Annotated in this window: 13 protein-coding genes; 1 reads left to right on the top strand and 12 read right to left on the bottom strand. The window is 73.0% G+C overall.

What is annotated here, in order from left to right:
- Positions 1–6: 6 nt before the first annotated feature.
- From MTQ10_RS08235 to MTQ10_RS08225, 3 genes are all read right to left on the bottom strand, one after another.
- The gene (locus MTQ10_RS08235; RefSeq protein ID WP_247463936.1) at positions 7–813 is read right to left on the bottom strand and encodes an ABC transporter permease; all 807 of its coding nucleotides are present in this window, start codon (positions 811–813) and stop codon (positions 7–9) included.
- The gene (locus MTQ10_RS08230) at positions 810–1,727 is read right to left on the bottom strand and encodes an ABC transporter ATP-binding protein (RefSeq protein WP_247463933.1); all 918 of its coding nucleotides are present in this window, start codon (positions 1,725–1,727) and stop codon (positions 810–812) included. Before MTQ10_RS08230 ends, MTQ10_RS08235 begins: the two co-directional genes overlap by 4 nt.
- Before the next feature lie 80 nt (positions 1,728–1,807).
- The gene (locus MTQ10_RS08225) at positions 1,808–2,491 is read right to left on the bottom strand and encodes a TetR/AcrR family transcriptional regulator (protein ID WP_247463931.1); all 684 of its coding nucleotides are present in this window, start codon (positions 2,489–2,491) and stop codon (positions 1,808–1,810) included.
- Between the two features lie 73 nt (positions 2,492–2,564).
- On the opposite strand from MTQ10_RS08225, the gene MTQ10_RS08220 reads away from it, so the two are divergent.
- Entirely contained in the window at positions 2,565–3,977 is a 1,413-nt protein-coding gene (locus tag MTQ10_RS08220) for an MDR family MFS transporter (RefSeq protein ID WP_247463928.1), read from the top strand.
- Positions 3,978–4,380: 403 nt separating this feature from the next.
- Here the strand turns inward: MTQ10_RS08220 and MTQ10_RS08215 are convergent, their stop codons facing one another.
- The 9 genes from MTQ10_RS08215 to MTQ10_RS08175 all read right to left on the bottom strand — a co-directional run.
- Positions 4,381–5,490: an ADP-ribosylglycohydrolase family protein gene (locus MTQ10_RS08215; RefSeq protein ID WP_247463924.1), complete on the bottom strand. Its 1,110-nt coding sequence runs from the start codon at positions 5,488–5,490 to the stop codon at positions 4,381–4,383.
- A 43-nt stretch (positions 5,491–5,533) separates the two neighbouring features.
- On the bottom strand, positions 5,534–5,929 hold the full coding sequence (locus MTQ10_RS08210; RefSeq protein WP_247463921.1) for an EVE domain-containing protein: 396 nt from the start codon (positions 5,927–5,929) through the stop codon (positions 5,534–5,536).
- A 286-nt stretch (positions 5,930–6,215) separates the two neighbouring features.
- Complete coding sequence (locus tag MTQ10_RS08205) at positions 6,216–7,574, bottom strand: GH1 family beta-glucosidase (RefSeq protein ID WP_247463918.1); 1,359 nt, start codon at positions 7,572–7,574, stop codon at positions 6,216–6,218.
- Positions 7,575–7,594: 20 nt separating this feature from the next.
- Entirely contained in the window at positions 7,595–8,494 is a 900-nt protein-coding gene (locus tag MTQ10_RS08200) for a carbohydrate ABC transporter permease (RefSeq protein WP_247463916.1), read from the bottom strand.
- Positions 8,487–9,476 (bottom strand): carbohydrate ABC transporter permease, encoded by a 990-nt coding sequence (locus MTQ10_RS08195; protein WP_247463914.1) that lies wholly within the window; start codon positions 9,474–9,476, stop codon positions 8,487–8,489. Before MTQ10_RS08195 ends, MTQ10_RS08200 begins: the two co-directional genes overlap by 8 nt.
- A gap of 5 nt (positions 9,477–9,481) precedes the next feature.
- Positions 9,482–10,798 carry an ABC transporter substrate-binding protein gene (locus tag MTQ10_RS08190; RefSeq protein WP_247463912.1) on the bottom strand — a complete coding sequence of 439 codons (1,317 nt, stop codon included), beginning with the start codon at positions 10,796–10,798 and terminating at the stop codon, positions 9,482–9,484.
- Between the two features lie 370 nt (positions 10,799–11,168).
- Complete coding sequence (gene fusA / locus MTQ10_RS08185; protein ID WP_247463910.1) at positions 11,169–13,244, bottom strand: elongation factor G; 2,076 nt, start codon at positions 13,242–13,244, stop codon at positions 11,169–11,171.
- Between the two features lie 425 nt (positions 13,245–13,669).
- On the bottom strand, positions 13,670–14,338 hold the full coding sequence (locus MTQ10_RS08180) for a nucleotidyltransferase domain-containing protein (protein ID WP_247463909.1): 669 nt from the start codon (positions 14,336–14,338) through the stop codon (positions 13,670–13,672).
- 134 nt (positions 14,339–14,472) lie between these two features.
- Positions 14,473–16,129: RNase H family protein (locus MTQ10_RS08175; protein ID WP_247463907.1), on the bottom strand; the 1,657-nt coding region annotated here is incomplete at its 5' end.

Below are 16,129 nucleotides of genomic sequence, written 5' to 3'. Positions count from 1 at the left end.
GTCCTCTCAGATGTCGCGGGTCTTCAGCAGCCACCAGGACACGCCGCCCAGCGCGGCGGCCCAGGCGAGCAGGACGGCGACGGCGGTGCCCACGCCGTAGGGGCCGTCGGCGAGGCCGGCGCCGCGTACCACGTCCATGGCGGCGAACGGCATCCAGTGCGTGAATCCCGTCAGGCCGTCGGGCAGGAACACGGGGAAGATCTGCGGGCCGAGCTGGAAGACGCCGAAGTACAGGGTGATCGCGGCGGCGGCGTTGCGCACGAGGGCGCCGAGGGCGATGCCGAACAGGGCGCCGTACGGCAGCAGGAGGGTGGCGGCGACCACTCCCCCGGACATGGCCGGGTCGAACAGGGACATGCCCGCGGCGGCGGGCACCGCGCCGGTGATGCGGGTGAGCACGTACAGCGCGACGGACAGGAGCGCGCCGAGGGCTGTCGTCACCCCGGCCAGGACGGCCGCCTTGGCGAGCAGCACGCCGGTACGGCGGGGTGCCGCGATCATGCTCGCGCGGACGGTGCCGCTGCTGTACTCGCCGGTGACGACGAGGACGCCGAGGACGGTGAGGGCGAGCACGCCGAGCGGGTAGACGGCGGTGAACGCGAACGGGACGTCGGCCGCGGCCCCGTCGCCGAGGGTCTCGCCGTCGATCAGCAGGTAGGCGCTGAGGGCGGCGACGGCGGCGAAGGACAGGGCGAGGGTCAGCCGCAGCGAGCGGACCGACCGCAGTTTGGTCCACTCGGAGCGCAGCAGTCCGGCGGCGGTGATCCGGACGTGTCCGGGGCCGGTCGCGGGGGGTGTCACGGCGGTGGTCATCGCAGGGCCTCCCCGGGGGTGGCGTACTCGACGGCGTTGCGGGTGATCTGCATGAAGGCCTCTTCCAGCGTGATGCGCCGGGGGGTGAGTTCGTACAACGGGATACGGCGGGCGCTCGCGATCTGCCCGATCTCCCGGGCGGAGCGGCCCTGCACATCGAGCGTCTCGGCGTCCTCCAGGGTCACGGTGGTGTCGGCGGCCTGGAGCGCGGCGGCGAGCGCGGGCGCCTCCGGGGTCACCACCCGCACCGACTCGGGGGCGACGGAGGAGATCACGTCGGAGACGGTGCCCTCGGCGAGGAGGCGGCCCTGGCCGATCACCACGAGGTCGTCGGCGATGAGGGACAGTTCGCTCATCAGGTGGGAGGAGAGGAAGACGGTGCGTCCGCGCGCGGCGTACCCGGCGAGGAGCCGGCGCAGCCACAGGACGCCGTCGGGGTCGAGGCCGTTGACCGGTTCGTCCAGGACGAGGACCTGCGGGTCGCCGAGGAGGGCGGCGGCGATGCCGAGCCGCTGCGCCATGCCGAGGGAGAAGCCTCCCGCCCGCTTGTGGGCGACGGGGCCGAGCCCGACGAGGTCGAGGACCTCCCGCACCCGGGCGGTGGGGATGTTGTGGGTCTGTGCGAGGGCGAGGAGATGGTCGTGGGCGCTGCGGCCCCGGTGCACGGCCTTGGCGTCGATGAGGAGCCCGACGTGGCGCATCGGGTCGGGCAGGTCGGTGTAGCGGCGGCCGTCGACGGTGATCCGGCCGGAGGTCGGGTGGTCGAGTCCGACGAGCATGCGCAGGGTGGTGGACTTCCCGGCGCCGTTGGGGCCGAGGAAGCCGGTGACGACGCCGGGCCGGACGGTGAAGGAGAGGTCCTCCACGGCGGTCCGGTCGCCGTACCGCTTGGTCAGATGCTGAGCGACGATCATGTCCGGAACGTTAGGGAGCGGGGGGCGGGCCGGGCATCGGCCCGCGGTATCCGGCTCGGCGGCCGTGCGGTACCGGGGGTCTAGTCCGCCGGTACGGCCGGCGCGTCGTGCGGGGAGCCGGTGCCGCTCGCGTGTCCCGGCGCGGCCGTGGCGCGGACGAGCGGCAGGAAGACCTGGTCGACGATCTCCTCGAGGGCCTCGTTCGTGGCCGCGGCCTGGGAGAGCAGCACCTCGCCGGTCAGCAGGTCGAAGGCGGCGTTGCGGACGCGGGGCGGCAGATCGGCGGTGGGGATCTCGCCTCGGTCGCGGGCCCGTTCGAGGACGGTGCGCATACGGCTGCCGCGGACGCGGGTGAAGGCGTCGCGCAGGTCGGCGAGGGTGGGCGCGTCGCCGTCGGCGCCGTCCAGGCGTGCGGTGAGCCGGACGGCGACTCGGGCGCGGGCGTCGTTGGCGGTGTGCAGCAGGGCGATGACGTCGCCGCGCAGCGTTCCGGTGTCGGGGACGGTGCCGGGGTCGGCGGTGCCCAGGCCGTGGGCCGCCGCCGCGAGGGCCAGGTCGCGTTTGGCGGGCCAGCGCCGGTAGAGGACGGCCCGGCTGGTGCTCGCCCGTTCGGCGACCGCGTCGTAGGTCAGTGCCTCGTAGCCGTTCTCCAGCAGTTCGGCCCAGGCGGCGTCGAGCAGCGCTTTCTCCAGTTCCGCGCCGCGGCGGCGGCGTTTCGGCTCGCGTGCCGGCGTGGCATCGGAACCCTCAGCTTTAAGAGACATTGCGTTTCCTATTCGCCTGTCGTACTGTCGTAGCCGCATCTAAGATACACCTTGTCTCTTAAAGGGGTCCGTTGTGAGCACACAGACAGCGAAGGCGGACACGAGGGCACAGGAACCGGCTCCGGGGGTGTGGCCCGTCGCGTGGACCACCGTGGTCGGCGCCATCGGCGTCCTGCTGGGGACGACCGTCGTGGCCGTGGCGATCGAACCGCTCGCCGGGATCCTGGACGTCCCCCTCGCCACGATCCAGTGGATCAGCACCGGTTATCTGCTGGCACTCGCCGTCGTCATCCCGATCGTCCCGTGGGCGCAGCAGCGCCTGGGCGGCAGACGCCTGTGGATCCTCGGCCTCGCGGTCTTCCTGGTGGCGTCCGTGCTGAGCGCCCTCGCCTGGGACGCCGCCTCCCTGATCGTGTTCCGCGTCCTACAGGGGCTGGGCGGCGGCATCCTCATGCCGCTGATGTCCACGCTCGTGATGCAGGCGGCCGGCGGCAGGGGCCTGGCCCGCGTCATGGCCGTCGTCGGCGCCCCGGCCGCGCTGGGCCCGATCCTCGGCCCGGTGCTCGGCGGGCTCGTCCTGGACCGGCTCGACTGGCGGTGGCTGTTCCTCGTCACGGTCCCCTTCGAGGCGGCCGGCATCGTGCTGGCGCTGCGGTACCTGCCGAAGGACGGCGAGACACGTCCAGCCCGGCTCGACGTGCCGGGCTTCGTACTCATGGCCTCGGGCCTCGCGGGCATGCTCTACGGCCTGAGCGACGCCAGCAGGGACGGAGGCTTCCTGCACCCGGACGTGCTCGTCCCGCTCCTCGCGGGCGCCGCCGCCGTCGCCGTGTTCTCCGTGCGGGCCCTGCACCGCCGGTCGGGGGCACTGGTCGACCTGCGGTTGCTGCGGCATCTGCCGCTGTCCTCGTCGACGCTGCTGCTGTTCCTGTCGGGTGTCGCCCTCTACGGCGCGATGCTGCTGATCCCGCTCTACTTCCAGCAGCTGCGCGGCATGACACCGCTCGCCGCGGCCCTGCTGCTGATCCCGCAGGGTGTCGGCACGCTGCTCAGCCGGAGCCCGGCGGCACGCCTGTCGGAGACGGCCGGGGCCCGCTGGGTGGTGGCCGGCGGTTTCGCGCTCGTGGCGGTCGGCACGGTGCCGTTCCTCGGCGCCACCGAGCACACCGGTCAGGTGCTCATCGGCGTGTTCCTGTTCGTGCGCGGCCTCGGCCTGGGCGCGCTGACGGTGACCCTCATGGCGCTCGCGTTCGAGGGACTCGCCCGCGACGAGGTGCCGCACGCGAGCGTCATCAGCCGTATCGGACAGCAGCTGGGCGGCTCGTTCGGCACGGCGCTGCTCGCGGTGGTGCTCCAGGCGGCCATGACGACGGCGTCCGTGCCGGCGGAGGGCTTCCAGTACGCGTTCCGGTGGGCGTTCGGGTTCACGCTCGTCGCGGTGCCGCTGTCCTTCGCGCTGCCCGGCAGGAGGACGTCCCGCGCATGATGCGCGGCGGGCCGCGCCGGGGGCACGACGAGGGTGCGCCACGGTCACGGCCCTGGCGGGCGTGGCCGACGCCGGCTCCTCGGTACGGCGGCCACAGCCCCGGCCGGCGACACCGACGGCCTCCAGCCGGTACGGCGGCCACGCACCCACGGTCACAGCCGCGGCCGGCGGCACCGAGGGACGGTCAGCCGGTACGGCGGCCACGCACCCACGGTCACAGCCGCGGCCGGCGGCACCGAGGGACGGTCAGCCGGTACGGCGGCCACGCACCCACCGCGACAACCCGGCCGGCAAGGCCGACGACGTCCTCCCGGAACGGCGGCCACGCGCCCACCGCCACAGCCCCGGCCGGCGGCACCGACAATGTCCGGCCCATACGGCGGCCGTACCGTGGCAGGCCCGGTCACCACCCCGGATACCGGTTCCACCAGTCGGGGTCCCACCCCCGCACGTACTCGCCGCCGCTCGGGGAGTCGTCGAACTCCAGGACGAGGTCGCGGGCCAGCGTGTCCAGGACCCAGGCCAGTTCGTGCCGGGCGACCAGGCCGGCCGGCAGCAGGCCGGCGCCGTGCGCCGCGCCGAGCAGGGCACCCGTCACGCAGGCCACACAGTCACCGGCGGAGGCGGTCGCGGCGAAGGCGAGCGCGGCCGGCAGGTCGGCGGGGCGGGGGAAGGAGGCCGCCGCGTAGAGGCCGCCGAGCAGGGCCGCGGGGGCGGTGGCGTCGGGGGCGAGGCGCGCCAGGACGGCCCGGTCGGCCGGGCGGGCGGCGGCCTCGCGGACGGCCGAGGTCAGCCGGTCGTGCTGGTCGTCGGTGAGGTCGCGGGCCTCGGACGGCAGCGCGGCGAGGCCCGCTTCCAGCGCTTCGGTGAGGATGCCGGCGTAGGGCGTGTACGGGGTGCGTTCGGGTGCAGGGTGGTTCAGGCAGTGCCGGGCGAGGAGCGTCGCGTGGACGGCGGCGGCGCGGGCGGCCGGGTCGCCGTGGGTGAGTCCGGCGAGCGCGTCGACCAGGGCCACGCCCTCCACGCCGGCGACGGCGACCGGGAGGCCGCGGGTCAGCGCGTGGGCGCCTCTGCTGGGCGTGGGCATCGCCTTCTCGCCCTCGTCGATGCGGGACAGGGCCGTCACGGTCGCCGGGGCGCTGCCGCGCCGCTCCGCGAGGGCGGGCACGTCCGCGAGCCAGCCGTCGGGCCACCTTCCGGTGCCGTGCGGGTTCCAGCGGGCGAGCATCTTCTCCCGCGCGATGCCCTGGAGGTACGCCCACCGCGAGTACGCGTGCAGGACGACGCCGGGCGCGTGGCAGATGCCCTTGTGCTGGAGGCGGACCTGGGCGCGGATCACGCCCTCGGCGGTGAAGCAGGCGAGCTGGGTGGCGACGCCGGCCCGCAGCACGCCCGCGGGCACGGTGCCCCGGGCGGCGCCCAGGGTCTCCCCCAGGGCCAGCCCCAGCATCAGTCCCCGGACGCGGGACTGCCGGGTGAACAGGGCACGCTGATGATCCTTGGGCTCAGGCACGGCGGCACCCTACCTCCGGCGGTCCGCTCGGCCGGGTCGGCGGTCAGAGCCCGGCCCGCTCCAGCAGCAGCGGCAGCGCCGCCGGTTTCACCTTCTGCACCGAGCGGACCTGGCCGAGGCCGAGTTCGTCGCGGGTGACGGGGCTGCGGTGGAGCGCCTTGGTGGCCTCGGTCAGCAGGGTCACGGGCACCAGGTACGAGCCGTCACCGGCCTCGGTGTCCACGCGGGGCTCCTCGTCGACCTCGCCGACGGCCGCGACGGCGGCGTCCGGGCTGAAGTAGAACCAGACACGGTCGCCGGGCACCATGCGGTTGCGGCGGCCGAGCCAGAACTCCGCCTCGGGTTCCTCCTCGGCGAGCGCGAGGATGGCGTCCTTGTCGGCCGGCTCCTGGTCCAGTACGTCCCTGAGCGGGTTGAGGATGTAGATCCAGTCCGCCACGGTTTCCCCCTCGATCAGGACCATTCGACCAGGACGTGCGCCGCACGGCGCCGCGAACGCACAGTGCGGCGGCCCATCTTGCCAGGCCTGCGCCACCCGTGCGCACACATTTTCGCGTACGGCATCTCACCGCTCGCGGGCGGGGTCCCCCGGCACCCGCCGGGCACGAGGACAAGGGTCCTGACGGAGCGTCATGTCCCCATGTGACGGGGCGTCACATGCGGGGCGGGCGCCGGAATCCGCCAGGACCGGCGCCCGCCCGGCTGCGCCCCGCCCGGGCCGGGGCTCAGGCGGCCCGGGCCGTGCGGTCCCGGTGGCGGCGGATGATGTCCGCGTAGTGATGCCCGCTGCCCTTGATGGTGCGGGCCTGGGTGCGGTAGTCGACGTGGACGAGGCCGAACCGCTTGTCGTAGCCGTACGCCCACTCGAAGTTGTCCAGCAGGGACCAGGCGAAGTACCCGGCGAGCGGGGCGCCCCGGCGGGCGGCTCGGGCGCAGGCGGCCAGGTGCCGGGTCAGGTACTCCTGGCGTTCGGGGTCGTCGACCGTGCCGTCGGGGCGGACGGTGTCCGGGTAGGCGGAGCCGTTCTCGGTGACGTAGAGGCGGCGGGCCCGGTACTCGTGGGTGAGGCGCAGCAGCAGCTCCTCGATGCCGTTCTCGTCGACCTCCCAGTCCATGCCGGTGCGGGGCACGCCGGGCCGGCGCACGCTGCGCACATGCGGGGCGGGGCCTTCGGGGTCGTCGGCGACGGTCATCGGGAAGTAGTAGTTCAGGCCCAGCCAGTCCAGCGGGGCGCCGATGAGTTCCAGGTCGCCGTCCTTCTCGGGGAGTTCGACGCCGTACAGCTCGCGCATGTCCTCGGGGAAGCCGCGGCCGTGCACGGGGTCGAGCCACCAGCGGTTGGTATGGCCGTCCATGCGGCGGGCGGCGTCGATGTCCTCGGGGCGGGGGGTGGCGGGCTGCACGGTGGAGAGGTTGTTGACGATGCCGACCTGGGCGCGGGGCGCGACCGCGCGGATCGCCCGCAGAGCGAGGCCGTGGCCGAGGAGCAGATGGTACGAGGCGCGCACGGCGGCGGTGAGGTCGGTGAGGCCGGGCGCCATCTTCCCTTCGAGGTGGCCGATCCACGCCGAGCACAGCGGCTCGTTGAGGGTGGCCCAGTGGGTGACGCGGTCGCCGAGGCGTTCGGCGACGACGGAGGCGTACGCGGCGAAGTGCTCGGCGGTGGAGCGTTCCGGCCAGCCGCCCCGGTCCTGGAGGACCTGCGGCAGGTCCCAGTGGTAGAGGGTGACGGACGGGGTGATGCCGGCCTCCAGCAGGCCGTCGATCAACCGGTCGTAGAAGTCGAGGCCCTTGGGGTTGACGGGGCCGTCGCCGCCGGGCACGACACGCGGCCAGGCGACGGAGAGGCGGTAGGCGTCGGTGCCGAGCTGCCGCATCAGGGCGATGTCCTCGCGCCAGCGGTGGTAGTGGTCGCAGGCGATGTCGCCGTTGTCGTCGCCGTCGATCTTCCCGGAGGTGTGGGAGAAGGTGTCCCAGATCGACGGGGAACGGCCGTCCTCCGCCACGGCACCCTCGATCTGGTACGCCGATGTGGCCGTGCCCCACAGGAAGTCGTGCGGGAGCGCGGAGAGATCGATGGTCACAGGATTCCTTTCGGGGGACGTCACTTGACGGCTCCGGCGGTCAGTCCGGCGACGAGGTACCGCTGGAGCAGCAGGAAGCCGGCCACGACGGGCACGCTGACGACGAGCGAGGCGGCCATGATCTGGTTCCAGTACACGTCGTTGAGGGTGGAGTAGCCCTGAAGGCCGACGGCGAGGGTGCGGGTGGTGTCGTTGGTCATGACGGACGCGAAGAGGACCTCGCCCCACGCGGTCATGAACGCGTACACGGCCACGGCGACGATGCCGGGGACCGCCGCGGGCACGACGATCCGGAAGAGCGCGCCGAGCGGCCCGCAGCCGTCGACGAGGGCGGCCTCGTCCAGGTCGCGGGGCACGGAGTCGAAGTATCCGATCAGCATCCAGATGGAGAACGGCAGCGAGAACGTCAGATACGTGAGGATCAGTCCGCCGCGCGAGCCGAACAGGGCGATGCCGGTGGCGTTGCCGATGTTGACGTAGAGGAGGAACAGCGGCAGCAGGAAGAGGATGCCGGGGAACATCTGCGTCGACAGCACGGTGACGGTGAAGACGCGTCTGCCGCGGAAGGTGTGGCGGCTGACGGCGTACGCCGCGAACACGGCGATCACCACCGAGCAGACGGTCGCCGCGCCGGCCACGATCAGCGAGTTCACGAAGTACTTCGCGAGCGGCACCGTCGACCAGATGTCGATGTACGGGCGGATCGTCAGACCGCTGGGCAGCCAGCGGAAGCTGCCGGAGACGTCCGCGAGGGGCTTCAGGGAGCTGGAGACCATGACGTACACGGGCACCAGGACGAAGCCGGTGAGGAGGGTGAGGAAGACGCGGCGCGCCCACAGGAAGGAGCGGGGCGGCGCCATGGGCGAGCCGCGGCGCGCGGCGGGGCCCCGGCGGGCGGCGAGGGCGGTCGGGTCAGGCATCGGCGGTCCTCCGTCCGCGGGAGGTGACGGCGAGGTGGACGCCGGTCACGACGAGCAGGAAGAGCAGCAGCAGGACGGACATCGCCGAGCCGGTGCCGAAGTTCCAGGTGACGAACGACGACTGGTAGATGTGCACGGAGATCAGGTCGGCGGCCTCGGGTGCGGCCTTGCCGAACATCACGTACGGCGTGTTGAAGTCGTTGAACGTCCACAGGAACAGCACCAGGACGAGGACCTGGTTGACGGGCCGCAGCGACGGCAGGGTGATGCGGCGGATCTGCTGCCACATGCCGGCGCCGTCCAGCGCGGCGGCCTCGTACAGCTCGCCGGGGATGTTCTGGAGGCCTGCCATGACGATGAGGAACGCGAACGGCCAGCCCTTCCACACGGACACGATCAGCAGCGCCCAGAAGCTGTTGTCGCCGATCAGCCAGAACGAGGGTTCGTCGGTGAGGTGCAGCTGGTCGTGCAGGACGTGGTTGATGAGGCCGTTGTCGCGCTGGAACATGAACACCCAGGTGATGACGGCGGTGTACACGGGCAGCGCGTACGGCACCAGGAACAGCGTCCTGAGCAGGCCCCGGCCGCGGAAGGCGTCCTGCATGAAGACGGCCGCGGCGGTGCCGATCAGCCAGCACAGGCCGACCGACAGCAGGGTGAAGGCGACGGTGACGAAGAAGGAGTGCAGCAGGGCCTCGCCGACGGGGGCGTCGAAGTCGACGGACACCTTGTAGTTGTCGAGGCCGGACCAGGGGGCGGCGCCCCAGTCGCGGATGTGGAACTGGGTGAGCTGTTTGAAGCTCATGACGATACCGATGGCCATCGGCACCAGGTGCACGAGGAGTTCGAGCACCAGCGCGGGCAGCAGTAGCAGATACGGCAGTCCGATGCGGCGGAGCCGGCCGGTGCGGCGACCGGCGCCCGCGGGCGCCGCACCGGGCGGCTCCTCGCGCACCGCGGGCCGGGCGGTGGTGGTGGTCATGGTGCTCACTTCGCCGGCATCTGCTGCTGGGCCTTCTCCAGCTTCGCCCTCACCGACTCGGTGGTGACCGGGCGGCCGGCGGCGGCGTCGGCGAACAGTTCCTTCACGGCCGTACCGACGGCCGTCTCGAACTGCGACTCGTCCGGCACCTGCGGCAGCGGGGCGGCGCTCTTGGCGAGGGTGTCCTTCAGGACGGCGTTGGCGGGGGTGTTGAACGCGGGGTCGTCCTGGGCGGTCCTGACCGGCGGGATGGAGCTGTATGCCGTGTTGAGGATCTTCTGCTCCTCGTCGCTGGTCATGAACTTCACGAACTCGGTGGCGCCGTCGAGGTTGTCGGTGTTCTTGAAGACGGCCAGGTTGATGCCGGCGACCATCGAGTTGATCTGGGTGCCGGTGCCGGGGGTGCCGGACTGCACGGGCACGGGGGCGATGCCGTAGGCGTCCTCGCTCATGCCCTGCGACGTGAGGTTGGCGGCGGCGGACTGCCACAGCAGCATCGCGTTGCGGCCCTTGGCGAAGTCGCTGACGGACTGGTTCTGCGCGTACTCGGCGTTCCCGGCCGGTATCACCTTGTCCTTCGCCATCAGGTCGACGTACTGCTTGACCGCTTCGACGATCTTGTCGTCGGTGAACGCGGGCTTGCCGTCGGCGGTGAAGAAGTCGGCGCCGTGCTGCTTGGCGAAGACGAAGACGTGGTGGATGTTCTCGGAGACGTTGGCGCCCTCCGCGCCGATCGCCTGCTTGCCCGTGGCCTGGATCTTCTTGCTGTCGGCGACGAGTTCGTCCCAGGTCGCGGGGGGCTCGGTGATGCCGGCGTCGGCGAAGATCTGCTTGTTGTAGTAGAGGGCGTACGCCATCGAGTACAGCGGTACGGCGGCGGGGTCCTGGCCGGGGACGCCGGTGGAGCCGAGCGCGGAGTCGACGAACCGGTCCTTGCCGCCGATCTTCTCGAAGTTCGCGGCGTCCCACGGCAGCAGTGCGCCGGTCGCCTGCAACGACGCCGACCAGGTGTTGCCGATGTTCAGCACGTCCGGGCCCTGCCCGGAGGTGGTGGCGGTGAGGATCCGGTTGAGCAGGTCCGACCAGGGGACGACCTCCAGCTTCACCTTGATGCCGGTCTTCTTCTCGAACTTGTCGAGCTCGGGCTGGAGGACCTTCTTGTCGATCTCGATGCTGGCGCCCTGGTTGGAGGCCCAGTAGGTGAGTGTCTTCGGCGAGTCGTTCGACCCGCCGCCCGTCGACGAACCGCCTCCGCAGGCCGACGCGGCCAGCACGAGAGACAGGGTGACGGCGCCCATGGCCGCGACTCGGATTCTGCGCATGGCTCCCGGTGTCCCTTCGGGGTTGTGCTCATGGCTTAATTTAGGACGTGAGTTAATAGGGCTCACGAGAGCACGTCAAGGGGTCGGGACATCACTTCTCGGCACAGCCGCTGGTGTGTACTGGAGGCGAACCCGGGCGGATGGCGGAGGCGGTGCACACGGGTGAACCCGGGCGGGCGGCGGAGGGCGAGGACGGCGCACACGAGTGAACCCGGGCGGACGGCGGAGGGCGAGGACGGCGCACACGAGGGAACCGGGGCGGGGCGGCGCCCACGCGACGGCCGGTGGGTGTGATACGGCGGGGCCGCCCGCGTACGGGCTGTACGCGGGCGGCCTTCGACGCCGTACGCCGTCCGGCGAGGGGCCGGCGCTACCGGGCGGCCGGTGCCTGTGCCGGGGCCGGGGCGTAGCCGGTGGGGCGGGCCGTGAAGGTGCCGCGGCCCTGGGTGCGGCTGCGCAGGCGGGTGGCGTAGCCGAACAGTTCGGCGAGCGGCACCGTCGCCGTGACGGTCGCGGTGCCGGTCCGGGTCGTGGAGCCGGTGACCCGGCCGCGGCGGGCCGCGAGATCGCCGAGGACGGTGCCGAGCGCGTCGTCGGGCACGGTGACGGTGACCTCGGCGACCGGCTCCAGCAGCACCAGCGCGCAGGAGCGCAGCGCCTCGCGCAGCCCGAACCGGCCGGCGGTGCGGAAGGCCTGCTCGGAGGAGTCCTTCACATGGGTGGAGCCGTCGGTGAGCGTCACCCGCAGCCCCGTCACGCGGTGCCCGCCGAGCGGTCCCTCGCCGAGCGCGTCACGGCAGCCGGCTTCGACCGCGCGGATGTACTCCTGCGGCACCCGCCCACCGGTGACCGTCGAGCGGAACTCGAACCCGGCCTCGACGTCGAGCGGTTCGACGTCGAGGACGACATGCGCGAACTGCCCGGCGCCGCCGTCCTGTTTGACGTGCCGGTACACCAGTCCGCGCACCCCGCGTCCGACGGTCTCGCGGTGGCTGACCTGTGGCCGGCCCACGTTCACCTCCAGGCGGTGCTCGCGCCGCAGCTTCTCCACGGCGACCTCCAGGTGCAGTTCGCCCATGCCGGACAGGACGGTCTGCCCGGTCTCGGTGTCCGTCCGCACGACCAGCGAGGGGTCCTCCTCGGTGAGCCGGGCGAGCGCCTGGGCGAGCCGCTCGGTGTCGGTGGAGCGGCGTGCCTCGACCGCCACGGACACGACCGGCTCGGCGGAGCCGGGCGGTTCCAGCACGATCGGCGCGTCCGGCGCGCACAGCGTGGTGCCGGCGCGGGCGGACTTCAGCCCGACGACGGCGACGATGTCACCGGCGGCGGCCCGTTCCAGCGGGGCATGCCGGTCGGCCTGCACGCGCAGGATGCGGCCGATCCGCTCGCCGCGGCCCGCGCTCGGATCCCATACGGTGTCCCCCTTCTCGATCGTTCCGGAGTAGACGCGCAGATAGGTGAGGCGTCCGGTGGGCGTGGCCTGCACTTTGAAGGCGAGGGCGGCGAGCGGCGCCGCCGGGTCGGCGGGCCGCTGCTGCGCCGTACCGTCGTGCATACCGTCGACAGGCGGCCGGTCGACGGGCGACGGCAGCCAGGCGACGACGGCGTCCAGCAGGGGTTCGATGCCTCGGTTGTGGTAGGCGGAGCCGCACAGCACGACGACGCCGTCACCGCTCGCGGTCAGCTCCCGCAGCGCGGTGCGCAGGGTCGCCTCGGTGAGCCGCGAGGTCTCGCAGAACTCCTCCAGCGCGCCCGCGTGCAGCTCGGCCACCTGCTCCTCCAGCAGCCGGCGCCGCCGCCCGGCCTCCTCCCTCAGCTCCGCCGGCACGGGCCCGCGCATCATGCCGTCCTGCGTGTCGCCCCAGGTCAGCGCCTGCATGTCGAGCAGGTCGACGACACCGGTGAAGGCGTCCTCGGCGCCGATGGGCAGCTGTACGACGAGCGGGGCGGGGTGCAGCCGGTCCCGGATGGAGGCGACGGCGGTGTCGAGGTCGGCGCCCGCGCGGTCCAGCTTGTTGACGAAGGCGATCCGCGGCACACCGTGCCGGTCGGCCTGCCGCCACACCGACTCGCTCTGCGGCTCCACCCCGGCGACGGCGTCGAACACGGCAACGGCCCCGTCCAGCACCCGCAGCGAGCGCTCGACCTCGTCGGCGAAGTCGACGTGCCCGGGGGTGTCGATCAGGTTGATCCGATGCCCGTCCCAGGCGCAGCTGACGGCGGCGGCGAAGATGGTGATGCCGCGGTCGCGTTCCTGCGGGTCGAAGTCGGTGACGGTGGTGCCGTCGTGGACCTCGCCGCGCTTGTGCGTCGTACCGGTCGCATACAGGATCCGCTCGGTGAGGGTGGTCTTGCCGGCGTCGACGTGGGCGAGGATGCCCAGATTGCGGACGGCGGCGAGCGGGTCGGTGAGGTGGGGTTCGTGACGGGCGTGTGCGTTGCGCATGGCGTCGGCCTTTCGGGTCGCGGTGCGTGGAGACGGGCAGCGCGATTTCCCGGACGGCACGTCGGAGATACGGGTACGACAGGCCGGTGGTGGGCGTACGGGACGTCGGAAGGACGCGTACGGGGACGAGTCGGCGTACTCAGGCGGATGTCGTCGCGGGCATCCGGTGCCGGCCGCGCAGCGGGCACCGGACGGCACGAGACACCAGGATCACCTCGTAGCGGGCGCGGGGAACGGCGACAGCGCTGCGGTCACGCACGGCCGGACTCCCCTCACTCGTCGTCGACGGCACGCCACCGCGTATCGGGGGCGGCGTGCTTCGGTGGTGCGAGTGTAGGAAGAAGATCGAGGGGCCGTCACACGATTTATCGAGGGGGCGTCACACGATTTCGAAATGCCCCCGAAGCCGCCGCACGTACTGCGGCTCATGCCTGGCAGAAGCTCCGCCGCACGCGCCGCAGCCACGCCTCGGCGGGCCGCTCGTCGGGCAGTTCGGGCAGGACGCTCCGCGTCGCGGCGAAGGCGTCCTCGAAGCGCCGCAGCAACGGCTCGGCGGCCGACGGATCGGCGGCGACCTCCTCGCCGAAGCGGTGGTAGGCGTCGGGGTCGTCGACGCGGACGGTGAGCCGCCCGGTGGCGTACAGCTCGAAGCCCTGCGTGCACAGCCGCTTGAGGTGCCGGGCGTGCTTGGCGGTACGCCGGGGCGGCGCGTCACGGCCGGCCTTGGCGACGAGCTTGCGGAACTGCCGGCCCGCGTACCCGAGGTAGGCGTCCCGGACGCGCCGCGCGCTGAGGAAGGACCCGCGGATGCCGATCAGCTCGTCGCCGAGCGGTGTCCGCACCTCGTACAACGCGTCGGGCAGCCATACGAGTTCCATGACGGTGGGGTTGCCGCCGAGGGCGAGCCGGCACCACTTGGCGGCCTCGTGCAGCGTGCGGTCCGGTGCCGTACTGACGTACGACTCGACGGGCCGCCGCAGCCCGTGCAGCTCCTCGGTGGGCGTGGCGAACACGCCGAGCCGGTCGATGTCGGAGCCCTCGCGTGCGAGCCCGTACGCGGTGGAACCGACGACACCCGACAGCAGTACGTGCATGAAGTCCCCCCGGTGCCACCGAACCTCGTCCGCCGCGCACCCGTGCGGCGGAAAAGCCATGATGCCGCGATGGGCGCCCCGCCCACCTGGCATTTTCGCGCCGCACGGCGAAGGCCGAGGCTTCCGGCGCCGGTTCAGGCTGCCGTACGAAGCCCGGCGGCGGCGTCCGCGTCCAGGGCGCGCAGGATGCGTGTCTCCTCCCTGCGGGCGGCGGAGGCGGAGATGCGGCCGGCGGCGCGGCGGAGGGCGAGGCGGGCGAGGGCGTCGGCGGTCTCGTTGAGGTCGTGCCCGATGTGGCCCTTCAGCCAGCGGACCTGGACGCGGTGCCGGTGGGGCAACAGGCGGTCCACCAGTTCGCGGCTCTCCGGGAAGAGCAGGGCGCGCTGCTCGGCGGCCGGTTCGCCGGAGTGCAGGACGGCATCGAGCACGCGGACCGCCTGGGTGCTGTCGCACAGCACGACGACGGGCACGTCCTCGTGCCGTTCGAGGAGGTCGAGGGCGGCCGTGCAGGCGCCGATGATCTCGGCCTCGCCGCTGCTGGACGCGAAGGAGTCGCCGTGGCCGGTGGTGCCGTCCTCGGCGGCCCAGCCGTGGCCGCACCGTGCCGTGTCGTCGTCGAGGGCGGCGTCGGCGACGGCCACGACGGCGGTGTCGGGGAGGTCGGCGAGCAGGGCGTAGCGGTCCTCGGGTGCCGTGTCCGCGTCCGGGTGGTCGTCGTCCGGGTCCGTGCCGGTGAGGCCGGCGGCGAGGTGGTGATGGCAGTGCGGGCAGCCGCCGGTCCGCTCCGGGCAGTCCGCGCGGTGGGCGGCGACCAGCTCGCGCACGTACTGCCAGGCCTCTGGTTCGGCGTCGGCGAAGCGGGCCAGGGCGGCGGCCCGGCAGCGCGCGACGAGGTCGGCGACGGGGCCCGTCGTCACGCAGGCCCGCATCCGGTCGCGGAGGTCCAGGACCTTCAGCTGGGCCTCGCGGGCCCGCGCGGCGAGGACGGCGGTGTCCTGCTGGGCGTCGTCCAGGGCGTCGAGCCGGGCGCGCCGCAGGGAGAGGGGGCCGGTGAGCACGTGCTGTTCGGCCTTGCCGACGGCGTAGCGGCCCCAGGCGAGCGCAGTACGGGCGTGACGGTTCCAGCGTTCGGCCACCGCGTCGTGCGTGAGGTGCGGGTTCTCCTCCTCCCAGGCATCGCGCAGCAGGGCGTCCACGAAGGTGTCGTCGTCGCAGTCCAGCAGCTCGCGCACCGGCGCGGGCAGCTCGTCGCCGGCCGTCCGGCGCTGCCAGGCCCACTCGGCGAGGTCGCTCTCCGGCGCGTCCGGCGTGCCGTCGGGCAGGCCGTGGGCGCGGAGTTCGTGCCGCAGGGCCTCACCGAAGGCGTGCGGGTACGCCGCCCGCGCCGCCCTCAGCTCCAGCGGGTCCGCCGGCCGGGTCCGGCCGGTGCGGCGGGCGCGCTCCTTCTTGTACCGGGTCTCCGCCTGCGACCGGGCCCGCCTGACCCGGCGTGCGTGGGCGCGCAGCCGCCGCAGCCGCTCGGGAGGCTGCACCGACAGTTCGGCACGCCGTACGGCACCGCGGGCGAGGACGTCCGCGTGCGCGAGTACGACGGTGACGGGGCCGGCGAGCGCGGGGTGCTCCAGGAGCGCGGCGGTCTGCGGGTCGCAGGCCCCGTTCACCTGGGCGAGGACGGCGTCCTGGAGTGCGGTGAAGTCGTCGGCGAGGCGGAGGGCCGCGTCGGTGAGCTGCGTGGTCAGGGTGTCCTCCCGGACGGGTCGCGGGCGAGGGGGGAAGCGAGCGGGGCTGGGC

It is taken from the genome of Streptomyces sp. XM83C (assembly GCF_023072675.1).
Taxonomy (GTDB): Bacteria; Actinomycetota; Actinomycetes; order Streptomycetales; family Streptomycetaceae; genus Streptomyces; species Streptomyces thermocoprophilus.
The sequence above is the reverse complement of the archived record's forward strand: the minus strand, read 5'-3'. Positions and strand labels throughout refer to the sequence as shown.